This window comes from Alcaligenes sp. DN25 (assembly GCF_023674485.1).
Classification (GTDB): Bacteria; Pseudomonadota; Gammaproteobacteria; order Burkholderiales; family Burkholderiaceae_B; genus Alcaligenes; species Alcaligenes phenolicus.
Genome location: NZ_CP098408.1, coordinates 849,277 through 867,483, shown reverse-complemented (window position 1 = coordinate 867,483; position 18,207 = coordinate 849,277). Strand labels below are relative to the sequence as shown.

General features: G+C 56.7%; 13 protein-coding genes and 6 tRNA genes. 15 read left to right on the top strand and 4 right to left on the bottom strand.

The genetic code is table 11. From position 1 onward, the window contains the following. The first annotated feature begins 63 nt into the window (after positions 1 to 63). Together NBV64_RS04030 and lnt are read left to right on the top strand one after the other, a co-directional pair. Positions 64 to 945 carry a CorC family transporter gene (locus NBV64_RS04030; protein WP_009463852.1) on the top strand — a complete coding sequence of 294 codons (882 nt, stop codon included), beginning with the start codon at positions 64 to 66 and terminating at the stop codon, positions 943 to 945. Continuing rightward, positions 932 to 2,551, top strand: coding sequence for an apolipoprotein N-acyltransferase (gene lnt / locus NBV64_RS04025; RefSeq protein WP_035271177.1), 1,620 nt, complete (start codon positions 932 to 934; stop codon positions 2,549 to 2,551). The genes NBV64_RS04030 and lnt overlap by 14 nt, the downstream gene beginning before the upstream one ends. Before the next feature lie 55 nt (positions 2,552 to 2,606). Here lnt and NBV64_RS04020 read toward each other — a convergent pair whose 3' ends face one another. Further along, positions 2,607 to 5,429, bottom strand: coding sequence for an EAL domain-containing protein (locus NBV64_RS04020; protein ID WP_060185582.1), 2,823 nt, complete (start codon positions 5,427 to 5,429; stop codon positions 2,607 to 2,609). Between the two features lie 555 nt (positions 5,430 to 5,984). Here NBV64_RS04020 and NBV64_RS04015 point away from each other — a divergent pair. From NBV64_RS04015 to NBV64_RS03990, 6 genes are all read left to right on the top strand, one after another. Continuing rightward, positions 5,985 to 6,060 (top strand) — tRNA-Ala (locus NBV64_RS04015). 27 nt (positions 6,061 to 6,087) lie between these two features. Continuing rightward, positions 6,088 to 6,163, top strand: a tRNA-Glu gene (locus NBV64_RS04010). Between the two features lie 20 nt (positions 6,164 to 6,183). After that, a tRNA-Asp gene (locus NBV64_RS04005) sits at positions 6,184 to 6,260 on the top strand. Positions 6,261 to 6,383: 123 nt separating this feature from the next. Continuing rightward, positions 6,384 to 6,459 (top strand) — tRNA-Ala (locus NBV64_RS04000). Between the two features lie 25 nt (positions 6,460 to 6,484). Then, a tRNA-Glu gene (locus tag NBV64_RS03995) sits at positions 6,485 to 6,560 on the top strand. Between the two features lie 19 nt (positions 6,561 to 6,579). After that, positions 6,580 to 6,656 (top strand) — tRNA-Asp (locus NBV64_RS03990). Between the two features lie 151 nt (positions 6,657 to 6,807). Here the strand turns inward: NBV64_RS03990 and NBV64_RS03985 are convergent. After that, on the bottom strand, positions 6,808 to 7,122 hold the full coding sequence (locus NBV64_RS03985; protein WP_250756732.1) for a hypothetical protein: 315 nt from the start codon (positions 7,120 to 7,122) through the stop codon (positions 6,808 to 6,810). Between the two features lie 245 nt (positions 7,123 to 7,367). Between NBV64_RS03985 and NBV64_RS03980 the strand changes: the two genes are divergently transcribed. The 4 genes from NBV64_RS03980 to NBV64_RS03965 all read left to right on the top strand — a co-directional run bounded on the left by NBV64_RS03980 (position 7,368) and on the right by NBV64_RS03965 (position 12,776). Continuing rightward, positions 7,368 to 7,979: a TetR/AcrR family transcriptional regulator gene (locus NBV64_RS03980; RefSeq protein WP_009463857.1), complete on the top strand. Its 612-nt coding sequence runs from the start codon at positions 7,368 to 7,370 to the stop codon at positions 7,977 to 7,979. 54 nt (positions 7,980 to 8,033) lie between these two features. Further along, positions 8,034 to 9,119 (top strand): efflux RND transporter periplasmic adaptor subunit, encoded by a 1,086-nt coding sequence (locus NBV64_RS03975; RefSeq protein ID WP_009463858.1) that lies wholly within the window; start codon positions 8,034 to 8,036, stop codon positions 9,117 to 9,119. Further along, the gene (locus tag NBV64_RS03970; RefSeq protein ID WP_250756731.1) at positions 9,116 to 12,178 is read left to right on the top strand and encodes an efflux RND transporter permease subunit; all 3,063 of its coding nucleotides are present in this window, start codon (positions 9,116 to 9,118) and stop codon (positions 12,176 to 12,178) included. The genes NBV64_RS03975 and NBV64_RS03970 overlap by 4 nt, the downstream gene beginning before the upstream one ends. Positions 12,179 to 12,293: 115 nt before the next feature. Then, the gene (locus NBV64_RS03965) at positions 12,294 to 12,776 is read left to right on the top strand and encodes a DUF3293 domain-containing protein (protein WP_009463860.1); all 483 of its coding nucleotides are present in this window, start codon (positions 12,294 to 12,296) and stop codon (positions 12,774 to 12,776) included. Here the strand turns inward: NBV64_RS03965 and NBV64_RS03960 are convergent. Then, positions 12,753 to 13,175 carry an acyl-CoA thioesterase gene (locus NBV64_RS03960; protein WP_009463861.1) on the bottom strand — a complete coding sequence of 141 codons (423 nt, stop codon included), beginning with the start codon at positions 13,173 to 13,175 and terminating at the stop codon, positions 12,753 to 12,755. The genes NBV64_RS03965 and NBV64_RS03960 overlap by 24 nt on opposite strands. 288 nt (positions 13,176 to 13,463) lie before the next feature. Here NBV64_RS03960 and bioB point away from each other — a divergent pair, with 288 nt between their 5' ends. The 3 genes from bioB to NBV64_RS03945 all read left to right on the top strand — a co-directional run bounded on the left by bioB (position 13,464) and on the right by NBV64_RS03945 (position 16,517). After that, complete coding sequence (bioB, locus tag NBV64_RS03955) at positions 13,464 to 14,480, top strand: biotin synthase BioB (RefSeq protein ID WP_083054143.1); 1,017 nt, start codon at positions 13,464 to 13,466, stop codon at positions 14,478 to 14,480. A 1-nt stretch (position 14,481) separates the two neighbouring features. Beyond that, positions 14,482 to 15,333 carry an EamA family transporter gene (locus tag NBV64_RS03950; protein WP_022983422.1) on the top strand — a complete coding sequence of 284 codons (852 nt, stop codon included), beginning with the start codon at positions 14,482 to 14,484 and terminating at the stop codon, positions 15,331 to 15,333. A gap of 164 nt (positions 15,334 to 15,497) precedes the next feature. After that, on the top strand, positions 15,498 to 16,517 hold the full coding sequence (locus tag NBV64_RS03945) for a BMP family protein (RefSeq protein ID WP_250756730.1): 1,020 nt from the start codon (positions 15,498 to 15,500) through the stop codon (positions 16,515 to 16,517). A gap of 101 nt (positions 16,518 to 16,618) precedes the next feature. On the opposite strand, the gene NBV64_RS03940 is transcribed toward NBV64_RS03945, so the two are convergent. Continuing rightward, complete coding sequence (locus tag NBV64_RS03940; RefSeq protein WP_250756729.1) at positions 16,619 to 18,154, bottom strand: MFS transporter; 1,536 nt, start codon at positions 18,152 to 18,154, stop codon at positions 16,619 to 16,621. Between the last annotated feature and the right edge of the window lie 53 nt (positions 18,155 to 18,207).

The following is an 18,207-nucleotide window of genomic DNA, read 5'->3' as shown; positions in this document are numbered from 1 at the left end:
GGTACATACCTTGTCATCATTTTTCGGTTATGCTTGTTTCTTCCTTAACTCGTCCTTCGGACAATGTCAGACTCTGCTCCCGACCCCGAGCCCCGCCCTTCCAAGGCCAGCTCAAACAATCCCATCTCTCGCTTAAGTGCTTTTTTCAATCGGCGTCACGAACCCGAAGACCGAGAAGACCTTAAGTCTGTCCTGGTTGCGGCCCACGCCCGCAAAGTTATCGACGACGAATCGCTGTCCATGATCGCCGGAACACTGGATATGGCCAACAAAACAGTGGCCGATATCATGGTGCCCCGATCCAAGATCGATATGCTGGACATCGCCAAGCCCTTGACCGAGATGCTGCCCATCATTATTGAAACGGGCCACAGCCGCTTTCCGATCTACGAGACGGAGCGCGACAATATCATCGGTATCTTGCTGGCCAAGGACCTGCTGCTCTCGATCGCCAACCCCACGCTGGATTTGCGCCCGCTGATTCGCCCTGCGGTATTCATTCCCGAGACCAAGCGCCTGAACGTCTTGCTGCACGAGTTCCGTGGCAGCCGCAATCACCTGGCCGTCGTTATTGACGAGCACGGTGGTACAGCAGGCCTGGTCACCATGGAAGACGTGCTGGAACAAATTGTGGGCGACATCGAAGACGAATACGATGAAGACGCCGAGCAGACCATTTTCCAGGCCGGCCCCGACAGCTGGCGTGTCATGGCACTGACTGAAATCCCCGATTTCAACGAAGCCTTCCAGACCCACCTCCCTAACGACGACTTTGACACCGTAGGTGGTTGGCTGGCGTCCGAATTGGGACATATCCCTCGCCGGGGCGATGTGGCCCAGCTTGATGGCATCAGCCTCACGGTTGTCCGTGCGGATGCCAAACGAGCCCTTTGGTTGCACGTTCAGCGAGCCACACCCGCCGAGCCTAATCTTGAACAAGCCTGATTCCAAACCTTTACCCCAGGCGCTTGGCGTCGCTTTACTGCTGGTCCTGGGGGGCTTGCATGCCCTGTCCTTTTCCATTGGCCCGCTGCCATCCTGGATTTTGCCTTTCTACCAGATCACCTTGCTGGCCATTGCCTGCTCGCAGATCATGGGTTCGACGTCCGTGCGCCAGGCCTTTGGTCGCAGTTATCTGTTTGGGCTGGGGCATTTTGGCGTAGGGATTTACTGGCTGTACATCAGCATGCACCAGTATGGTGGCATGCCCTCCTGGATGGCCGCCCTGGGCGTTTTGCTACTGGCTGCCGCCCTGGCCCTCTTTCCTGCTCTGGCTTCAGCGGTTTGGCAAAAACTGCGCCCCAAGCACGATAGTGATTCCTGGCTGCCACGATTGTTGCTATCAGCAGGCTGGGCAAGCTGCTGGGCATTAAGCGAATGGCTGCGCGGCAATTTGCTGACTGGCTTTCCCTGGTTGAATATCGGCTACGCCCACGCAGAAGGGATGTTTACCGGCTGGGCACCCGTTGTGGGTGTGTATGGCCTGGCCTGGCTGTCGGCTTTCAGCGCCGCCGTGATTGCCCAGTTTGCCGCCTCCAAAGACAAGAACCAAAGCCCTTCCAGCGCGATCGGCATTGGTATCGCCATGATTTTTGGCCTGATCGGGATCAGTCTGCCGCATATTGCCTGGGTCCAGCCCCATGGCGCGCCCTTTATTGCCCGCCTGGTGCAAGGCAATATCGATCAAAGCGCCAAGTTCGGCCCCAATATGAGCGAAGGCATAGAGCGTTATTACGAGCTGGCAAACCTGCCGGCCAAGACCCCCGAAGACGCGCCGCGCCTGATTGTTCTGCCTGAAACCGTTATCCCCGTATTGCAAAACCGCCTGGAAACCAGCTTCTGGTTGCGCTGGACGGAACTGGCACAGCGCCATCAAGCCAATCTGGTGCTGGGTGTCCCCATGGACCGTGGCACGGTCAACGGCAAGCTGAGCTACACCAACAGCGCCTTGCTGATCAGCCCCGAGACTCAGCCCCAGGACATCATCAATAGCACGGCCAGCTACTACGACAAGCATCATCTGGTGCCTTTCGGCGAATTCATCCCCACCGGCTTTCAATGGTTTGTGGACATGATGAATATCCCGCTGGGGGACTTCCATCGTGGCGCCTTGCCGCAAGCGCCCTTCAAGATGGCAGAGGGGCGTGTTGCCCCCAACATCTGCTATGAAGACGTGTTTGGTGAAGAGATCATCCAGGCCGTGCAAGGCAGTCCTGGCCAGGAAGGCGCTACCTTGCTGTTGAACATCAGCAATCTGGGCTGGTTTGGCGATTCCTGGGCCTTGAGCCAGCACTTGCAGATCTCACGTATGCGGGCTCTGGAAACAGGCCGTCCCATGCTGCGTGCCACCAATACCGGCATGACAGCAGCCATTGATCCTTATGGGCGTGTTCGTGCAGTTCTGCCGCCCCTGACGCCGGGTGTGCTGGATGTGGAAGTTCAAGGCACAACAGGCCTGACTCCCTACGTGAAATACGGCAATCTGCCCTTCTTGATCTGGGCAGGCCTGCTTCTGATTATTTTTGCCTGGCGCTCTCGTCGTCAGGACTAAGCACCAACAAACTCACCACAGGCTTTGCGCTATAGCAGGGATTCAAAGGATTCTGCTATTGCAAAGCCTGCGGTGCATTCGGGTACAAGCGCGCGGCAAAACCACCGGCACGCTCCCGATTCCAGGTCTTGCACCAGTCCACGAACTCATCCGCCGGGATGGGCGTAGAGCACAAATAGCCCTGCATATAGTCGCAACCGGCGTTGTTCAACAAATCCAGTTGCTCGTGACTGGTCACACCTTCTGCCACTACCCGCAAGCCCAGCTTTTGCGCCATGACAATCATGGCCTGAGTCAGCACCAGATCCTCGCTGCTCAGGGCCAGATTGCGGATATAGCACTGATCAATCTTGAGCACATTGATGGAAAACCGCTTCAGGTGCGACAGGGAGGAGTAGCCGGTGCCAAAATCATCCAGCGCCACACTCATGCCGTACTCCCGCAAGGAGCGCAACTGCTGCAAGGCTTGCCCCTGATCGTCCAGCAACAAGCGCTCGGTAATTTCCACCACCAGCGCATCGCCCGGAATGCCTTGGGTTTGCAGATACTCCACCCACTCGCGCGCGCAGGAGCCATTGAGCTTGAACTGCGCGGGCGAGACATTCAGGCTGACCCGGAAACCGGGGTCCAGCTCGTTGCGTAGTTTCACCGCGGCCTGGGCAGCCGTCTCGAACACCCATTCGCCAATCAGCACAATCAGACCGGAATCTTCGGAAAACGGAATGAATTCTGAAGGGGGCACCAAGCCCAACTGCGGGTGTTCCCAGCGTATCAAGGCCTCGGCACGGGTGACCTGCCCTGTACGCAAATCCACAATGGGTTGGTAATAAAGCTGGAACTGCTGCTCGCTTAGTGCCTTTTGCAAATCCTGCGAGAAACGCAGGCGCGCTTCCACGGCTTCGCTCATGGCAGGCAGGAAGCGGCAGTATTGATTACGGCCGCAAGCCTTGGCAGCGTACATGGCCATATCCGCATTCTTCAAAAGCTGGCCGGCATCATCGCCATCTTCGGGGAACAGCGTGATTCCCACACTGGCAGAAACAGACACCGAGTTCTTGCCCAACTGGAAAGGCTCTTCAATCGTGTCCAGCAAACAGCGACAAGTGCGCTCCACAATCGAGGTATCGCTGATATCCGAGATGATGACGGTAAACTCGTCACCACCAATACGGGCCACGGTATCCGTTACCCGCACACAGCGCTGCAAACGCTGGGCCACTTCCTGCAGCAGGACGTCGCCCTTCTCGTGCCCCAAGGAATCGTTCACATCCTTGAAAAAATCCAGATCCATAAAGATCAGCGCGAAAGGTAAGCCTGTGCGACGCGACTGCTCGCGCGCTTGCTGCAAGCGATCCTGGAACATCTGCCGATTGGGCAAGCCCGTCAAATGATCGTAATGCGCCTGCTTCCACATCTGCGCTTCACGCTTCTTATGGCTGGTGATGTCGGTGAACAAGCCAATATGGCGATACACCGTGCCATCCGGGTTCCAGGCAGTGCTGATGGTCAAACGCTCGGCAAAATCCTCGCCGTTCTTGCGTCGATTCCAGATATCACCCTGCCACCGCCCGGTTTCCGAAATCTCGCGCCACATCTTGCGGTAGAACTCCGTGTCCTGACGCCCCGAGTTCAGGATAGACAAGGTGCGGCCCCGCACTTCGTCCAGCTCGTAGCCGGTGATGCGGCTAAAAGCCGGGTTGGCATCTACCACATGGCCAAAACGATCCGTTACAACAATGGCTTCGCAAGTGTTCTCGTACACCACGGCCGCCAAACGACCCGTCACTTCGTTGCGCACCCGCGTGGTGATGTCCTGCACTACTGCCACCATGCCCATACGGCCCTCGAGCTCGATGGGAATGGCACAGATCTCGACATCAATGGATTTGCCGTCATAACGCAATGCCCGCGTTTCATAGCGCAAACTGCTGCCACCAGAACGCGAATCGGGCACCACTTGAGTCAAAGAAGGAAATCGCGGCGACAGAAAGACTTGATCAACCGTGAACTCCTGGCGCAATTGTGCACGGCTATATCCCAATGTCTCAGCCAGCTTTTTATTGACGAAATCAAAGCGGCCATCGCGGGATAAATAAACTCCCAATAAAGGGTTGTGGCTCAAACTGCGGCATATGGCGTTGAGCTGGGATAAATTGCGCTGCTGAATAGAAAGCTGCGCATCCAGCTGTTGAATCTGCAAACCGCAGTAATTCAAAATCTGCGACAAATAACGCGTTTCACTAGTGCCTGAACTGGTGCTTTTTGCACGGTAATTGCCGCCAGTAAAAGCCTGGCCTTGAGCCACCAGCTGTCGCAAGGGATCGGCTGCCCAGGCACGCAACATGAAGTAGGACAGACACAGCGCGATCAAATCCAGACCCAGCATGAAGAACACCGTCCAGCGGTGCTGCGAGCGGACGCTTTCACGCGAGGCATCAAACGCATCCAGCAATTGCTGGGTGTTATGACGAAATAACGAGTCTTCCGCGTTCAGGCTGGCCGCTGGCAAGAGCACTTGCTCGGAGCTGACCGGAAAATCCAGACGCATCAAGCGCCGCTGCCATTCATTACTTAGTTGAGAGACCAGCCCCAGCAAGGGCTTGTCCAGCGGGACCAGGACCACACCATCGACTACCCCGCCATCACGCAACAACTGCACCACCCCTTGGAACTGCTGATCCAAGTGGCGCAAGCGGGCAGGCGTCGAACTGGAAGGCGCGGCCAGCGCCACGGAATAGCTGATATCAGAGAGCTGGCGCAGGAGGCCGCTACTTGCCTGCAGGCGAATTTCTGCCTGGTTTTGCTTGTAAATGACAGTAACCGTTGCGGAGATCAACAACAGCCAGACCAACAGCACCCAAATCAGCAAAGCACTCAAACTGATTCGTCTTTGTGCATCCACTGGAACAGGCAGAGGTGATGATATGCACTGCTTTGCTGACATAGCGCCATTAAATAAAAAAATGCAGGCTAAGTGAGGGGCCTACAAAACGTAATTATTGCAGGTGAAATGTTACTCAACGAAGCATACCATCATTAGATTACAGAGCAGCGCAAATTTCTCACAAACCCTGCATTTATGCGCCTAAGAAGGGAATTAGACAAGCCTGAAAGGGACAAAAAAACGACGCTAATAGTTGAAAGCATTTCCTTCTATTGAGCCACAAATGAAATGTTATGACACAAAGAAGATACAAAACTCCGTATAAAACAAAAAGATACAAGCGCATTTCAGGCTCACCCTGAGCCCTGTTTTCGGCTTCCGCACGCCGGGGGTATCGCCTCCTCTGCCTGCCCCATGCCCCCCTCTGGCAGCCCCTCTGAAGTTTTTTCACTTTATTTTGGTTTTTTTCTTCAAAAGACTTGCACAAAGATAAAAACACCTTCATAATCTCAATTCTTCGTTGGTGGTCGACAAAAAGAACGCCGAAATGGGGGTATAGCTCAGCTGGGAGAGCGCTTGCATGGCATGCAAGAGGTCAGCGGTTCGATCCCGCTTACCTCCACCAAAAAACGAAGGTTAGCTGTAGAGTCCTGTCCCCTTCGTCTAGAGGCCTAGGACACCACCCTTTCACGGTGGGTACAGGGGTTCGAATCCCCTAGGGGACGCCAAGATTCTTGGCAACCGCTGCGGAGCGGTAGTTCAGTTGGTTAGAATACCGGCCTGTCACGCCGGGGGTCGCGGGTTCGAGTCCCGTCCGCTCCGCCAAAAAATTTAAAAATCAGTCCTGGACTGGTTTTAGCAGTTTGAAGTGGCAAGCCTCGTCAAGCCTGACACTTATTTCGATACTTTGGTTTTTTGACGCAGTTAAAAAACGAAGTAAAGAAAATTGGGGGTATAGCTCAGCTGGGAGAGCGCTTGCATGGCATGCAAGAGGTCAGCGGTTCGATCCCGCTTACCTCCACCAAAACGACGATTTAGTTGTAAGTCCTGTCCCCTTCGTCTAGAGGCCTAGGACACCACCCTTTCACGGTGGGTACAGGGGTTCGAATCCCCTAGGGGACGCCAAGATTCTTGGCACCGCTGCGGAGCGGTAGTTCAGTTGGTTAGAATACCGGCCTGTCACGCCGGGGGTCGCGGGTTCGAGCCCCGTCCGCTCCGCCAAAAAATTCAAAAAGCCTGATAGATTTCGATCTGTCAGGCTTTTTTCATTGGTGGACTCCCGGCCTGCAAGCATGCGCACCAGAACACCTCTCTCAGCCTCTGGTGCCTATCGCTCGTCTACGAATACCGTGCAAAGAAAAACCGATAAGCACTAATGCCCCTCCAAACAGGCATACCGCATGCCACCCACCCAGACGCCAGGCAATACCAGCCCGACCAGCAAAACCACCGCCTGCCCCAGAATCAATTTTCTACGGTCAATCCGGTCTCCAAGAGGGACCAGAAAAAACAGGCCGCAAACAAACCCCAACTGGGTCGCCATCGGGGCCAGATTAATCAGCCCTCTTTCCTGCGAGAATGCCTGTTGCAACAGTTCCAGAAGCGGCTGGTTGTAATAGACATTCGAGACAAATACGCCGCAGGCAATGAGGCATCTCCCATCCGAACAACCATACGCATCAGCCACCTTGCAAAAAGCGCTATCCCTGGCACGCTCTCAACAAGCCAAAGCCTGGAAGGTCAGACTCAAAGCATGATCCCATCCTGCGGATGCCCTGCTGCCTGCTCAAGCCATCGGCTGATCTAAAAGGTTTGCCTGTCAAGAAGAGTCCCATCAAGCAAAAAAACGGGATATGTGGCCTCAATTTACTTGCCGCGGCTTAACAAGGAAGTTAATGTATTGCGTTATCGTTACTTCAACATTCAACTTCTATGCCAGCCAGTACCCTGGGCCAGCGTGGTCCGACCGAGCATCATCGCCGCGAACAGATCATTGAGCAGGCCAATACGCATTTCCGGCTCTACGGGTATCGCAAGACCTCTGTTGCCAGCCTGGCCAAATCCATAGGCGTGTCCAGCGCTTATCTCTATCGTTTTTTCGACTCCAAGCAGGCTATCGGCCAGGCGATCTGCCACTCTGTGCTCAAAGGCATGCACGTGCAGCTGCAACAGATTGTGGAGGGCGACTTGCCCCCTATCGAACGTCTGCGCCACTTCATTGAAACCGCCTGCACGCTAAGCCTGGAGCTGTTCTTGCAGGAAGGCCGCATGCAAGAAGTGGTCATTGAAGCGCTGCAAAACAATTGGACAACAGTGGACCAGCACAGAGAAGATTTGCTGACCCAAATCACCGCCCTGGTGCGCGCGGGCCGTGAAAGCGGCGACTTTGAACGCCGCACGCCCTTGGACGAGGTGGTTCAAGGCATCCTGTTTGCCTTGACCGCCTGTCTACACCCTGTCTTGCTGGAAATACATCCGCCTGAAAAAACCCGCCAAGGTTTGCTGGTGGTAACGCAGCTTATCCTGCGTAGCCTGATGCCTTGAACGTCACGTCCCAAGTTACAGTTCATCCAACTATTTACCTACCCGGAGTCCTGCATGGCTCTTTTTCGCTCTCTTAGCCCTGTCTTGAGTTTGTCCGCCGCCCTTGTACTGATGGGGTGCAGCCAGCAGACACAGGAGGCCGACCCTCGCACTCAGGCTCCTTTGGTCATTCAAAGCGTGATTCAGCCCAAGGCCGATCAGCAACGACGTTTCCTGGGGCTGGTCAGCGCACGGGTGGAAAGCCCGCTGGCATTTCGGGTAGGCGGCAAGATTGATACGCGCAAAGTTCAAAACGGCGAGCACGTTGAAAAAGGCCAGCTCTTGATGACGCTGGACCCCAAGGATCTGCAACTGGATTACCGCGCCCGTCTGGCTGCCGTGCAGGCCGCCCAGGCTCAGGCCGAACAAGCCCAGTCAGATTACAAACGCTTGTCCCTGCTGGTGGAGCAAGGCGGTGTTTCCCGTCAGGCGCATGAACAAAGCCAGAAGGCACTGCGTAGCGCACAGGCAAATCTGAAGTCCGCCCAAGCACAAGCTGAAATAGCCCGCAACGCCGACCAATACAGTTCCCTGAAAGCAGAAGCCAGCGGCATCATTACCGCCCAGATTGCGGATGTTGGCCAAGTTGTCAGCCCGGGGCAAGCCGTGCTGCGCCTGGCCCAGGACGGTCCACGTGATGTCATTGTCAGCCTGCCCGAGCAGTGGGATATTCCGCTGGGTACTCGCGCCACCATTGAACTAACGGACTCCCAGGAAAGCCTGCCCGCCCAACTGCGCGAGCTGGCCCAATCCTCTGACCCTGCAACCCGCAGCTATCAGGCCCGCTTTTCCTTCGAGGGCGAGAATGTCACCGCAAGACTGGGTTCCAGCGCCATTGTGCATTTGACGCCCCCGGATGCAGACGCCTTGAATCAAGTGCCGCTGACTGCAATTTACGATGCGGGTAAAGGGCCCGGTGTGTGGGTAATTGATGATCAGAAAACCGTGCACTGGCAGCCCGTGACCATTGCCAAGCTTGCCCAGGAACACGCTTACCTGTCCCAAGGCCCTGAAGCCGGTACGGCCATCGTGGCGTTGGGCGCTAACCTTTTGCATGAAGGCCAGGAAGTTCGTCCTGAAACACGCGAGGTCAAGCAATGACAGGCCGCTTCAATCTTTCCGCTCTGGCGGTGCGTGAACGGGCCATCACGCTGTTTCTGATCATTGCTCTGGCAGCGTCCGGCATTTACTCCTTCGTGAAACTGGGTCGAGCCGAAGACCCGGCTTTTACCGTGAAAGTGCTGACCGTCACTGCCATGTGGCCCGGGGCCACCGCCCAGGAAATGCAGGATCTGGTGGCCGAGCCCATGGAAAAGCGCATGCAGGAACTGCGCTGGTTTGACAAGGTAGAGACGGTTACCCGTCCCGGCACAGCCTTGATGGTGGTGACCCTGAAAGACACCATGCCGCCCGCGGACGTTCAGAGCGAGTTCTATCAGCTCCGCAAGAAGCTGCAGGATCAGGCTCCGCGCTTGCCCAAAGGCGTGCAGGGGCCGTTTGTGAACGATGAGTACTCGGACGTGTCCTTCAGCCTGTTCGCGCTGCAAGCCCCCGGTCTGCCACCGCGCCTGCTGACTCGCGAGGCCGAGAAAGTACGCAGCCAGCTACTGCAAGTCCCCGGCGTCAAGAAGGTGAATATTCTGGGCGAGCAAAGCGAGCGTATTTTTGTCGATCTGGACGAAGCCAAGCTGCACAATCTGCAGCTCAATCCTCAACAGATTCTGGAAGCCTTGTCCAAGCGCAGTGCCATGACAGCCAGTGGTGCCATCAGCACCGATGGCCCGCGTATTCACATGCGCCTTAGCGCCGGGCTGGAGGATGTGGAGGCCATCAGCAATACCTATATCTACGTGCAGGGTCATAATCTGCGCTTGGGCGACATTGCCACTATCAGCCGTGGTTACGAGGACCCACCCAGCTTCGAGATTCACCACAACGCACAATTTGCCATGTTGCTGGATGTGGTGATGCAGGAGGGCTACAACGGCCTGTATCTGGGCAAGGATCTGGAAAAGGCACGGGAAGATATTGCCGCTGCCCTGCCCCTGGGCTTCTCCCTGGACACCGTCACCAACCAGTCGGTAAACATTGCCTCCGCCGTAGGCGAGTTCATGTTCAAGTTCTTCGCGGCGCTAAGCGTCGTGCTGCTGGTGTGTCTGGTCAGCATGGGCTGGCGGGTCGGGATTGTAGTGGCTGCCGCTGTGCCCCTGACGCTGGCCATGGTGTTCGTCATCATGATGATGACAGGCAAGGTGTTTGATCGGGTAACGCTGGGCGCGCTGATTATCTCGCTGGGCCTGCTGGTGGACGACGCCATTATTGCGATCGAGATCATGATCGTGAAAATGGAAGAAGGCATGGACCGCCTGAAAGCCGCCGCCTATGCCTGGAACCATACGGCAGCCCCCATGCTGTCCGGCACCCTGGTGACGATTATCGGCTTTCTGCCGGTGGGTTTTGCCCGTTCCTCTGCCGGGGAGTACGCCGGCAATATCTTCTGGATTCTGGCCGCTGCCCTGCTGACCTCCTGGCTGGTTGCGGTGGCCTTCACTCCCTATATGGGCGTGAAATTGCTGCCCGCCATTCCAGCCCGTCCCGGCGGCCATCAGGCCATTTACGACACCCCCAATTACATGCGCCTGCGCCGCATGATTGCCTGGTCGGTACACCACAAGTTTCTGGTGGCCGGAATTGTGGTGGCGGCCTTCGTGCTGGCGGTTGTAGGCATGGGTTTCGTCAAACAGCAATTCTTCCCCACCTCCGACCGACCCGAGCTGCTGGTAGAAGTGCAGTTACCCGAGGGCAGCAGTATTCAGTCCACGCAAGCCGTTACTCGCAAGGTGGAGAGCTGGTTGCGCGAGCAGCCCGAAACCAAGCTGGTCACCAGCTATGCCGGGCAAGGCGCACCGCGCTTTTTCCTGTCCTACAACCCTGAACTGCCTGATCCCTCCTTTGCTCGTCTGGTGGTGCTGACGGCTGATCACCACGACCGCGATGCGCTGCTGCAACGCTTCCGCCAAGTGGTGGCCGATGGCCTGACACCAGAAGCGCGTGTCCGTGCCACTCAGCTAGTGTTCGGGCCATCCACCAAATACCCGGTGGAGTTCCTGGTACGTGGCCCTGATCTGGACAAGCTACGTGATATTTCCGAGCAGGCCATGGCGGTGATGCGGGCCGACAAGGACATGCGTCAGGTGAACGTGGACTGGGGTTCGCGCGTACCCGTCCTGAAGCTGGACGTAGACCCACAACGTCTGCAAGCCTTGGGTTTGAATCGCCAGAGTCTGGCCGAACAAATCCAGTTGCAGCTGGATGGCACAACCGTTGCGGAATACCGCGAGGACCTGCGTAATGTGCTGGTTGTGGCGCGCAGCTCGGCCAGCAACCGCCATGACCCAACTCGCCTGTCCGGCCTGACCGTCATGAATGATCAGGGCCAGAACCTGCCCTTGGAGCAAGTCGGCAAGCTGGAAATCATGCAGGAAGAACCCAAGCTGGCCCGTCGCAACCGCCTGCCCACCATGACCGTGCGAGGGGATATTGCTCCGCACGTGCAACCGGCAGAAGTGGCCAACCGGGTGATGAAGGAGTTTGCCTCCTTGCAGGCTTCCCTGCCCCCTGGCTACCTGATCGAGATGAGCGGCATCACCGCCGAGGCCAAGAAGTCCAATGACGCGCTGCTGCCCGTCTTCCCGGTCATGATTGCCTTGATGCTGCTGGTCATCGTGATTCAGGTACGTTCGCTCTCGAACATGATCATGGTGTTCCTGACCGCCCCCTTGGGCTTGATTGGCAGCGTGCCCGCCTTGCTGATTTTCCAGCAACCCTTTGGTTTTACCGCGATTCTGGGGCTGATCGGTCTGGCGGGGATCCTGATGCGCAATACCTTGATTCTGATTGAGCAGATCAAGACCAACCGGGCTGAAGGTGCCTCACCCTACGATGCCGTGATTGAAGCCACTGTGCAGCGTGCCCGCCCCGTCATTCTGACGGCGCTGGCGGCGGTACTGGCCTTCATTCCGCTGTCCTTCTCCGTGTTCTGGGGCTCCATGGCCCTGACGCTGATCGGCGGTACAGCCATTGGCACCATCCTGACGCTCTTGTTCTTGCCCAGCTTGTATTCGATCTGGAATCGAATCCAGGATCCACGCGCCTCATAACTTGCTTGAAGGCTGAAACTGTGTAAATAATGGATGCATGGTTTGAACACCAACAAACCATGCATCCCACTGCCAGTCTTGTGGGTCCGGAGAACAGAACGACGCAAGATAGCTTATGTCTACACAGAAAGACCTGCCCGCCGCCCTGTCTCACGCTTTCGAGAAGGCGATCTACCGTATACACAGCCCAAAGGGCGATATGGACGTGCGCATCGGCCAGCTCAACCGCCCTCTGAATCAATTACTGGAACAAGAAAACAGCCGTGGGGCGGCAATTTTGACCGCCTGCAATCCAGGCGCGCAAATTTGCAGCCGTGCCTTTAACGATGCGGTTCAGGAAAGCTTGCTGCGCGATTTGCAGAAACTGGATCTGCGCTGGTGGCCCGCCGTGAATCTGGACCCCAAGGGCAAATGGCCGGATGAACCCAGCCTGCTGGTGCTGGACATCAGCCTGCAACAGGCACGCTGGCAAGCACGCCTGTTCAAGCAATTGGCTTTTGTCTATATACCGCTCAATGGCAAGCCGCAGCTGCATCAAGTGCAGCAGCGCCTGCCGGTGTCTGATCAGGCCGCTTCAAACAGCCCCGTTCCCTTCTAAGCGCTGACGAAAGTCTTCAGCAATGGCGGCACCTTTCAGCCGCCCTTCCGGCAAGACCTGCGCCCAGGCGCGCCACTCGTGGCCGGTTGCTACCAGCACACCGTCCATATTGAAGACTTGATATTCAAGCTTGAAGCGCCGCTCCAGCCATTGAGCCACCTGCACGCAAACGCGAATCTCGCGATCATAGGTAACGGGTGCGCGGAAGTTGGCACCGACATCCACCAAGGGCGTTACCGCATCATATTCCTGGCGCAAGATACGCTGACTCAAGCCTGCTTGCCGCAGCCACGCCTGATACGTGCAGTCAAACCAATAAAAATAATTGGGATAGAAAACAATCCCGGCCTCATCGCAATCACCCCATTCCACGGTGATGCGGCGCTCGAACACGTGCATGTTTATCCTTTTGCAAAATCGCCTGCCAGTTTACCCCGGATAAAAAGGTGGAAACCACGGTAATCAGGCACTGAATCAGCCGCTGAAACATTTTGCAAACACTGCCTTTGAAATAGTTTGTATCCCTCACAATAATTGAAATTAAGCGAAGTTAGCGACAATTTCCTCTAAAAATTACTGAAATAGGCCCCATAGCGAGAAAAGCCTCCGGAGCCTGCCAGCCCCAGGAGTCGTCTTTCACAGGCAGAAAACCTAGCATAGCTGCGTCACTGAATAAGGTAGCCTGCCATGTCTGTAAATACCCCCGCACCCTGGACGATTCGTCGCATCATGGAGCTTTACGAGCTGCCCTTTATGGACCTCGTGTTCCAGGCGCAGACCGTACATAGACAGCACCACCCGGCCAATCAAATCCAGCTCTCCAGCCTGCTCTCCATCAAGACAGGCGCCTGTCCCGAAGATTGCTCCTACTGCCCGCAATCGTCCAAATACCAGACCGAGCTGGAACCTGAACCCTTGATGCCCCTGGAACAGGTATTGGAAGCGGCCCGCGCCGCCCAGGCACAGGGTGCTCAGCGTTTTTGCATGGGTGCCGCCTGGCGCTCTCCTACCGAAAAACAGTTGGACCAGGTAGTTGAGATGGTCAGCGCCGTCAAAGCGATGGGGCTGGAAACTTGTGTCACCTTGGGCATGCTCAAAGACGGTCAGGCGCAGCGCCTGAAAGATGCCGGGCTGGACTACTACAACCACAATCTGGACACCTCCCCCGAGTTCTATGGCCAGATCATCAGCACGCGCACGTACCAGGACCGCCTGGACACGCTGGAACGCGTACGCGCAGCCGGTTTGAACAGTTGCTGCGGCGGGATTATCGGCATGGGTGAAAGCCGTCGCGAGCGTGCTGGTCTGCTGGCTCAGCTGGCCAATATGCGCCCTTACCCAGAGTCCGTGCCTATCAACCAATTGGTGAAAGTACCGGGCACGCCGCTGGATCAGGTCGATGATCTGGACCCCTTCGAGTTTGTACGCACAATTGCCATTGCACGTATCCTGATGCCCACCAGCGCCGTACGCCTGTCGGCGGGACGAGAAACCATGGATGACAGCACCCAGGCCCTGTGCTTTATGGCCGGTGCCAACTCCATTTTCTATGGCGAGCAATTGCTGACTACCGGCAACCCGCAGTTTGTGGCGGACCAGGATCTGTTTGCCCGCCTGCAACTGGAAGCGGCCAAAACCACGCTGTCCGAACCCCCTTTGTCATTGGAACAAACCCGTCCACGCGCTATGGTCGAGGCCCTCTAACATGCTCACTCTGATCGCCAGCATTCTGTGCAGTGTTGCCGTTTCCATTCTGCTGAAAGTCGCTCGCCAGCGGCAGATCGATGTCGCCCAGGCCATCATGGTTAACTACGGCGTGGCAGTCACCTTGAGTCTGGTATTGCTGCAACCGCATCCCAGCAGCCTGCTGAATCCTGCTACCCCCTGGTGGATTCTGATTGCCTTGGGTGTGCTCTTGCCCAGCGTCTTTCTGTTCATGGCGGCGGCAGTGCGGCAAGCCGGGATTGTGCTGAGCGATGCTGCCCAGCGCCTGTCCCTGTTCATTCCCTTGTTGGCGGCCTTTCTCTTGTTTGGCGAGCAACTGGCTGGTCAGAAACTGTTGGGCATCGCCCTGGCCCTGATTGCCTTGCTGTGCCTGCTGATACGTCCGCGGCAGGCCAGTAGCCAGGAAGCAGGCTGCGGGCATCCTGCCCTGATGCTGCTGGCTGTGTGGCTAGGCTATGGCGTGATCGACATCATGTTCAAGCAGCTCTCCAGAGCCGGTGCAGCTTTCTCCAGCAGTCTGGTGGTGTCCTTCTCGCTGGCCGGTGTGCTGATGCTGTGCTGGCTGCTGGCCAAGCGCACCAGCTGGCATAAAGGCAGCCTTTTAGCCGGTCTGGTGCTGGGCCTGCTGAACTTCGGGAATATTTTCTTTTATATCCGCGCCCACCAGATCTTCCCGGAGAACCCCACTCTGGTGTTCTCGGCCATGAATATTGGCGTGATTGCCATGGGTGCCGTCATCGGCGCGGGCTTCTTCAAGGAAAAGCTCAGCGCGCTCAATATGGTGGGGGTTGCCCTGGCCATTGGCGCTATCGTGGCCCTGATTCCGCGGTGAACAATATCGGGCATGTCTCATACATGCCCGCGTAAACGCACTATACGAGAATTCTTATATTTGACATTTAAAACTTCAGGAACCGCGGCTTTTCATCTCCTGTAGATTAGAAAAAAACGATTTTTACCGACGCCCACGTCGGAGACTACACAGGAGACATGAACATGACCGGATTTACCCGTCGACAGTTACTGCTGGCCGCCGCTTCCGCTGGAGCCGGCGCACTGGCTGCCCCTTGGCTTGGCCGCAGTGTGCTGGCGGCCAACGAACCCGTCGTTGCCGCCCTGTTCTGCGGCCACATTGATGACAACGGCTTCATGCAAGCTGGTTATCAGGGCTTCAAGAAGGCCATGGACCAGTTGCCTATTACCGGCCACTACAAAGATCAGGTGGCTAACGAAACCCAGGCGCAAATTGCCGCTCTGCGCGAACTGGCAACACAATACAAACCGGCCTTGCTGATCGCCCACGGCGGTCAGAACACCGATGCTGCCCTGGCCGTTGCCAAGGAGTTTCCGGATACCCGCTTTGTGATCACGCAAGGTGCCGTCACTGCCAGCAATCTGAGCAGCTATGACGTGCGTCAGGAAGAGTCAGCCTGGCTGGCCGGTGCCTATGCCGCCCTGATGACCAAGACCGGCGTGGTGGCCCACCAGTCCGGCATACGCGTGCCCCCTGGTTTGCGCGCCCGCGCTTCCTATGCCGCTGGCGTCAAGCATGCCAATCCGGATGTGAAGCTGCTGACAAACTTCTCCGGCAACCAGGATGATATTGAGCTGGCCGCGCGGGTCACCCAGGCACAGGCCAAAGCTGGTGCAGACATCATCTACACCATGCTGAACAAAGGCCGTAGCGGCACAACGCAGGCCTGCCGTGAACTGGGCATCAAAGAAATTGGTAATGTGATCGACTGGGTCGCCCGTGAGCCCGACGTATTCGTCGGTTCCGCCTGGGCCGATGTAGGCATTGGCGTATTTGAAACTTGCAAGGATCTGAGCGAAAACAAGTTCGAGTCCGGCAAGATCTTCAAGGTTGGCCTGCAGCAACCGGATGCGGTGCGCCTGATCATGGCCCCGGACACACCGGATGCCGTGCGCCAGCGTATTGCAGCGCTGCAGCAGGATATTCTGGCTGGCAAGATTGAGGTTGAGGCCGAATTCAACGGGCCTGAGTTCCAGACTTAAGATCCGGGCAGAAATAAAAAACCCAGGCTTGGCCTGGGTTTTTTTATGAGTGAATCATGCTCGTAAACCGCTATGAGAACATGCTCGATTCTGGCGGCGACCTAAGGGGCTGGATCTGAGGGTTTACGTGCTTTCTCTGCGTCTTTCTCAGCGCTCGAGCTTTCCACATCTGCCGCGCTCCCAAAAGCATCCAAGCCTTCAGAATTCACAGAGCTTCCCGAGCTTCCCGAGCTTCCCGAGCTTCCAACAACAGGATCAGCCCGTTTGTCGTCCTCGGCAAGTGTCGCCTCTGCAGCCTCATCTTCCGCCTTGCGCTCCGCAGCCGTGCTTTCCGTCGTTGCGGGCACCCGCTCTTCAACAGGCGGCAGATCCTCGAACACAGGGTCGTGCGACACGTCAGAGCTGATATCTACCCGTGGGTCCAGTGCCACCGCCGCAGCCGAGCTTTGCAAGCTGTCTGGCATAGGCACAAAGGTAGTAGGCGCATCCTGGCTCAAGTGATCGCCCAGTACCTTTTGCGGGCGGACCAGCAGAACCAAAGCCAAGCCACAGGCTGCCACGAAGATGTAGTACAGATTGCTGCCAATATAAGACATCAGGCCGCCGGCAAGCAGCGGCCCCAGACAGGCCCCCAAGCCATAGACCATATACAAAATGGCGCTCAAGCCAACTCGCCGCTCCGGATCCACGTTGTCATTGGCGAAAGCCGCGCCCAAGGGGTACAGCGTAAATTGCAGAATCCCGAACAACGCCGAAAAAATCAGCAGAAACCAGAACGGGGCCTCAAACCAGCCCCACAAAGGAATGGCCAAGGCCAGCAAACAGATCGCGTTAATGCGGATCAGTTTGACGCGATTCATGCGGTCCGCCAGCCAACCCACCGGCCATTGGGCCAGCACACCGGCGGCCACAGACACGGCGACAAACAAGGCAGCCTGCTCATTGCTTAGATGAACGCGCACCGCATACACGGGCGCCAGACCATAAAAGGCCCCGGTCAACATACCGGCGACCAGCAGCACCATCATGGACAAGGGCACGCGGTCCAGGTAATAGCGTGCGTTAATGGGCGCGGGTACTTGCAAGGGTGGGTGACTGCGACGGGTAATCGCCACCGGCACCAGACTGAAGGCCGAACAGATCGCCACAAATACCAGCGGCTCGTAATTCAGATGCGGAAACAGAGTCAGCGACAACTGCCCCAGCACGGTGCCCAGGCTGGAGAACACCATGTAAAAGGCAAAAATGGTGCCGCGTTGACTATTGTCGCTTTGCTCGTTCAGCCAGCTTTCAATCCCCATGAACTGCACCACCATAGCCGCACCCGCCAAAAAGCGCAGCAGCAGCCAGACGTACATGGAATCAACCAGAATCTGAACCAGCACACAGATGGTGACAATAGCAGCACTGGCGGCGTACGCCCGAATATGACCCACGCCCATGATCAGGCGGTGACCCATACGAGCACCAAATACCAGGCCCAGGTAATACACCGCAATCAGCCCGCCAATCCATACCTCTGACACCGAGATGGCCGTCAGGCGCACCCCCATGAAGGTATTGAACAGGCCCGAGCTGAGCAAGAGCATCAGGGTCGCAAAGTACAGGGACGAAAACGCACCCACCGATGACAGCATCCAGACATCCTAAAAAAACCGCGGCACCGGCCCCCAACTCTCGCTACCATCCA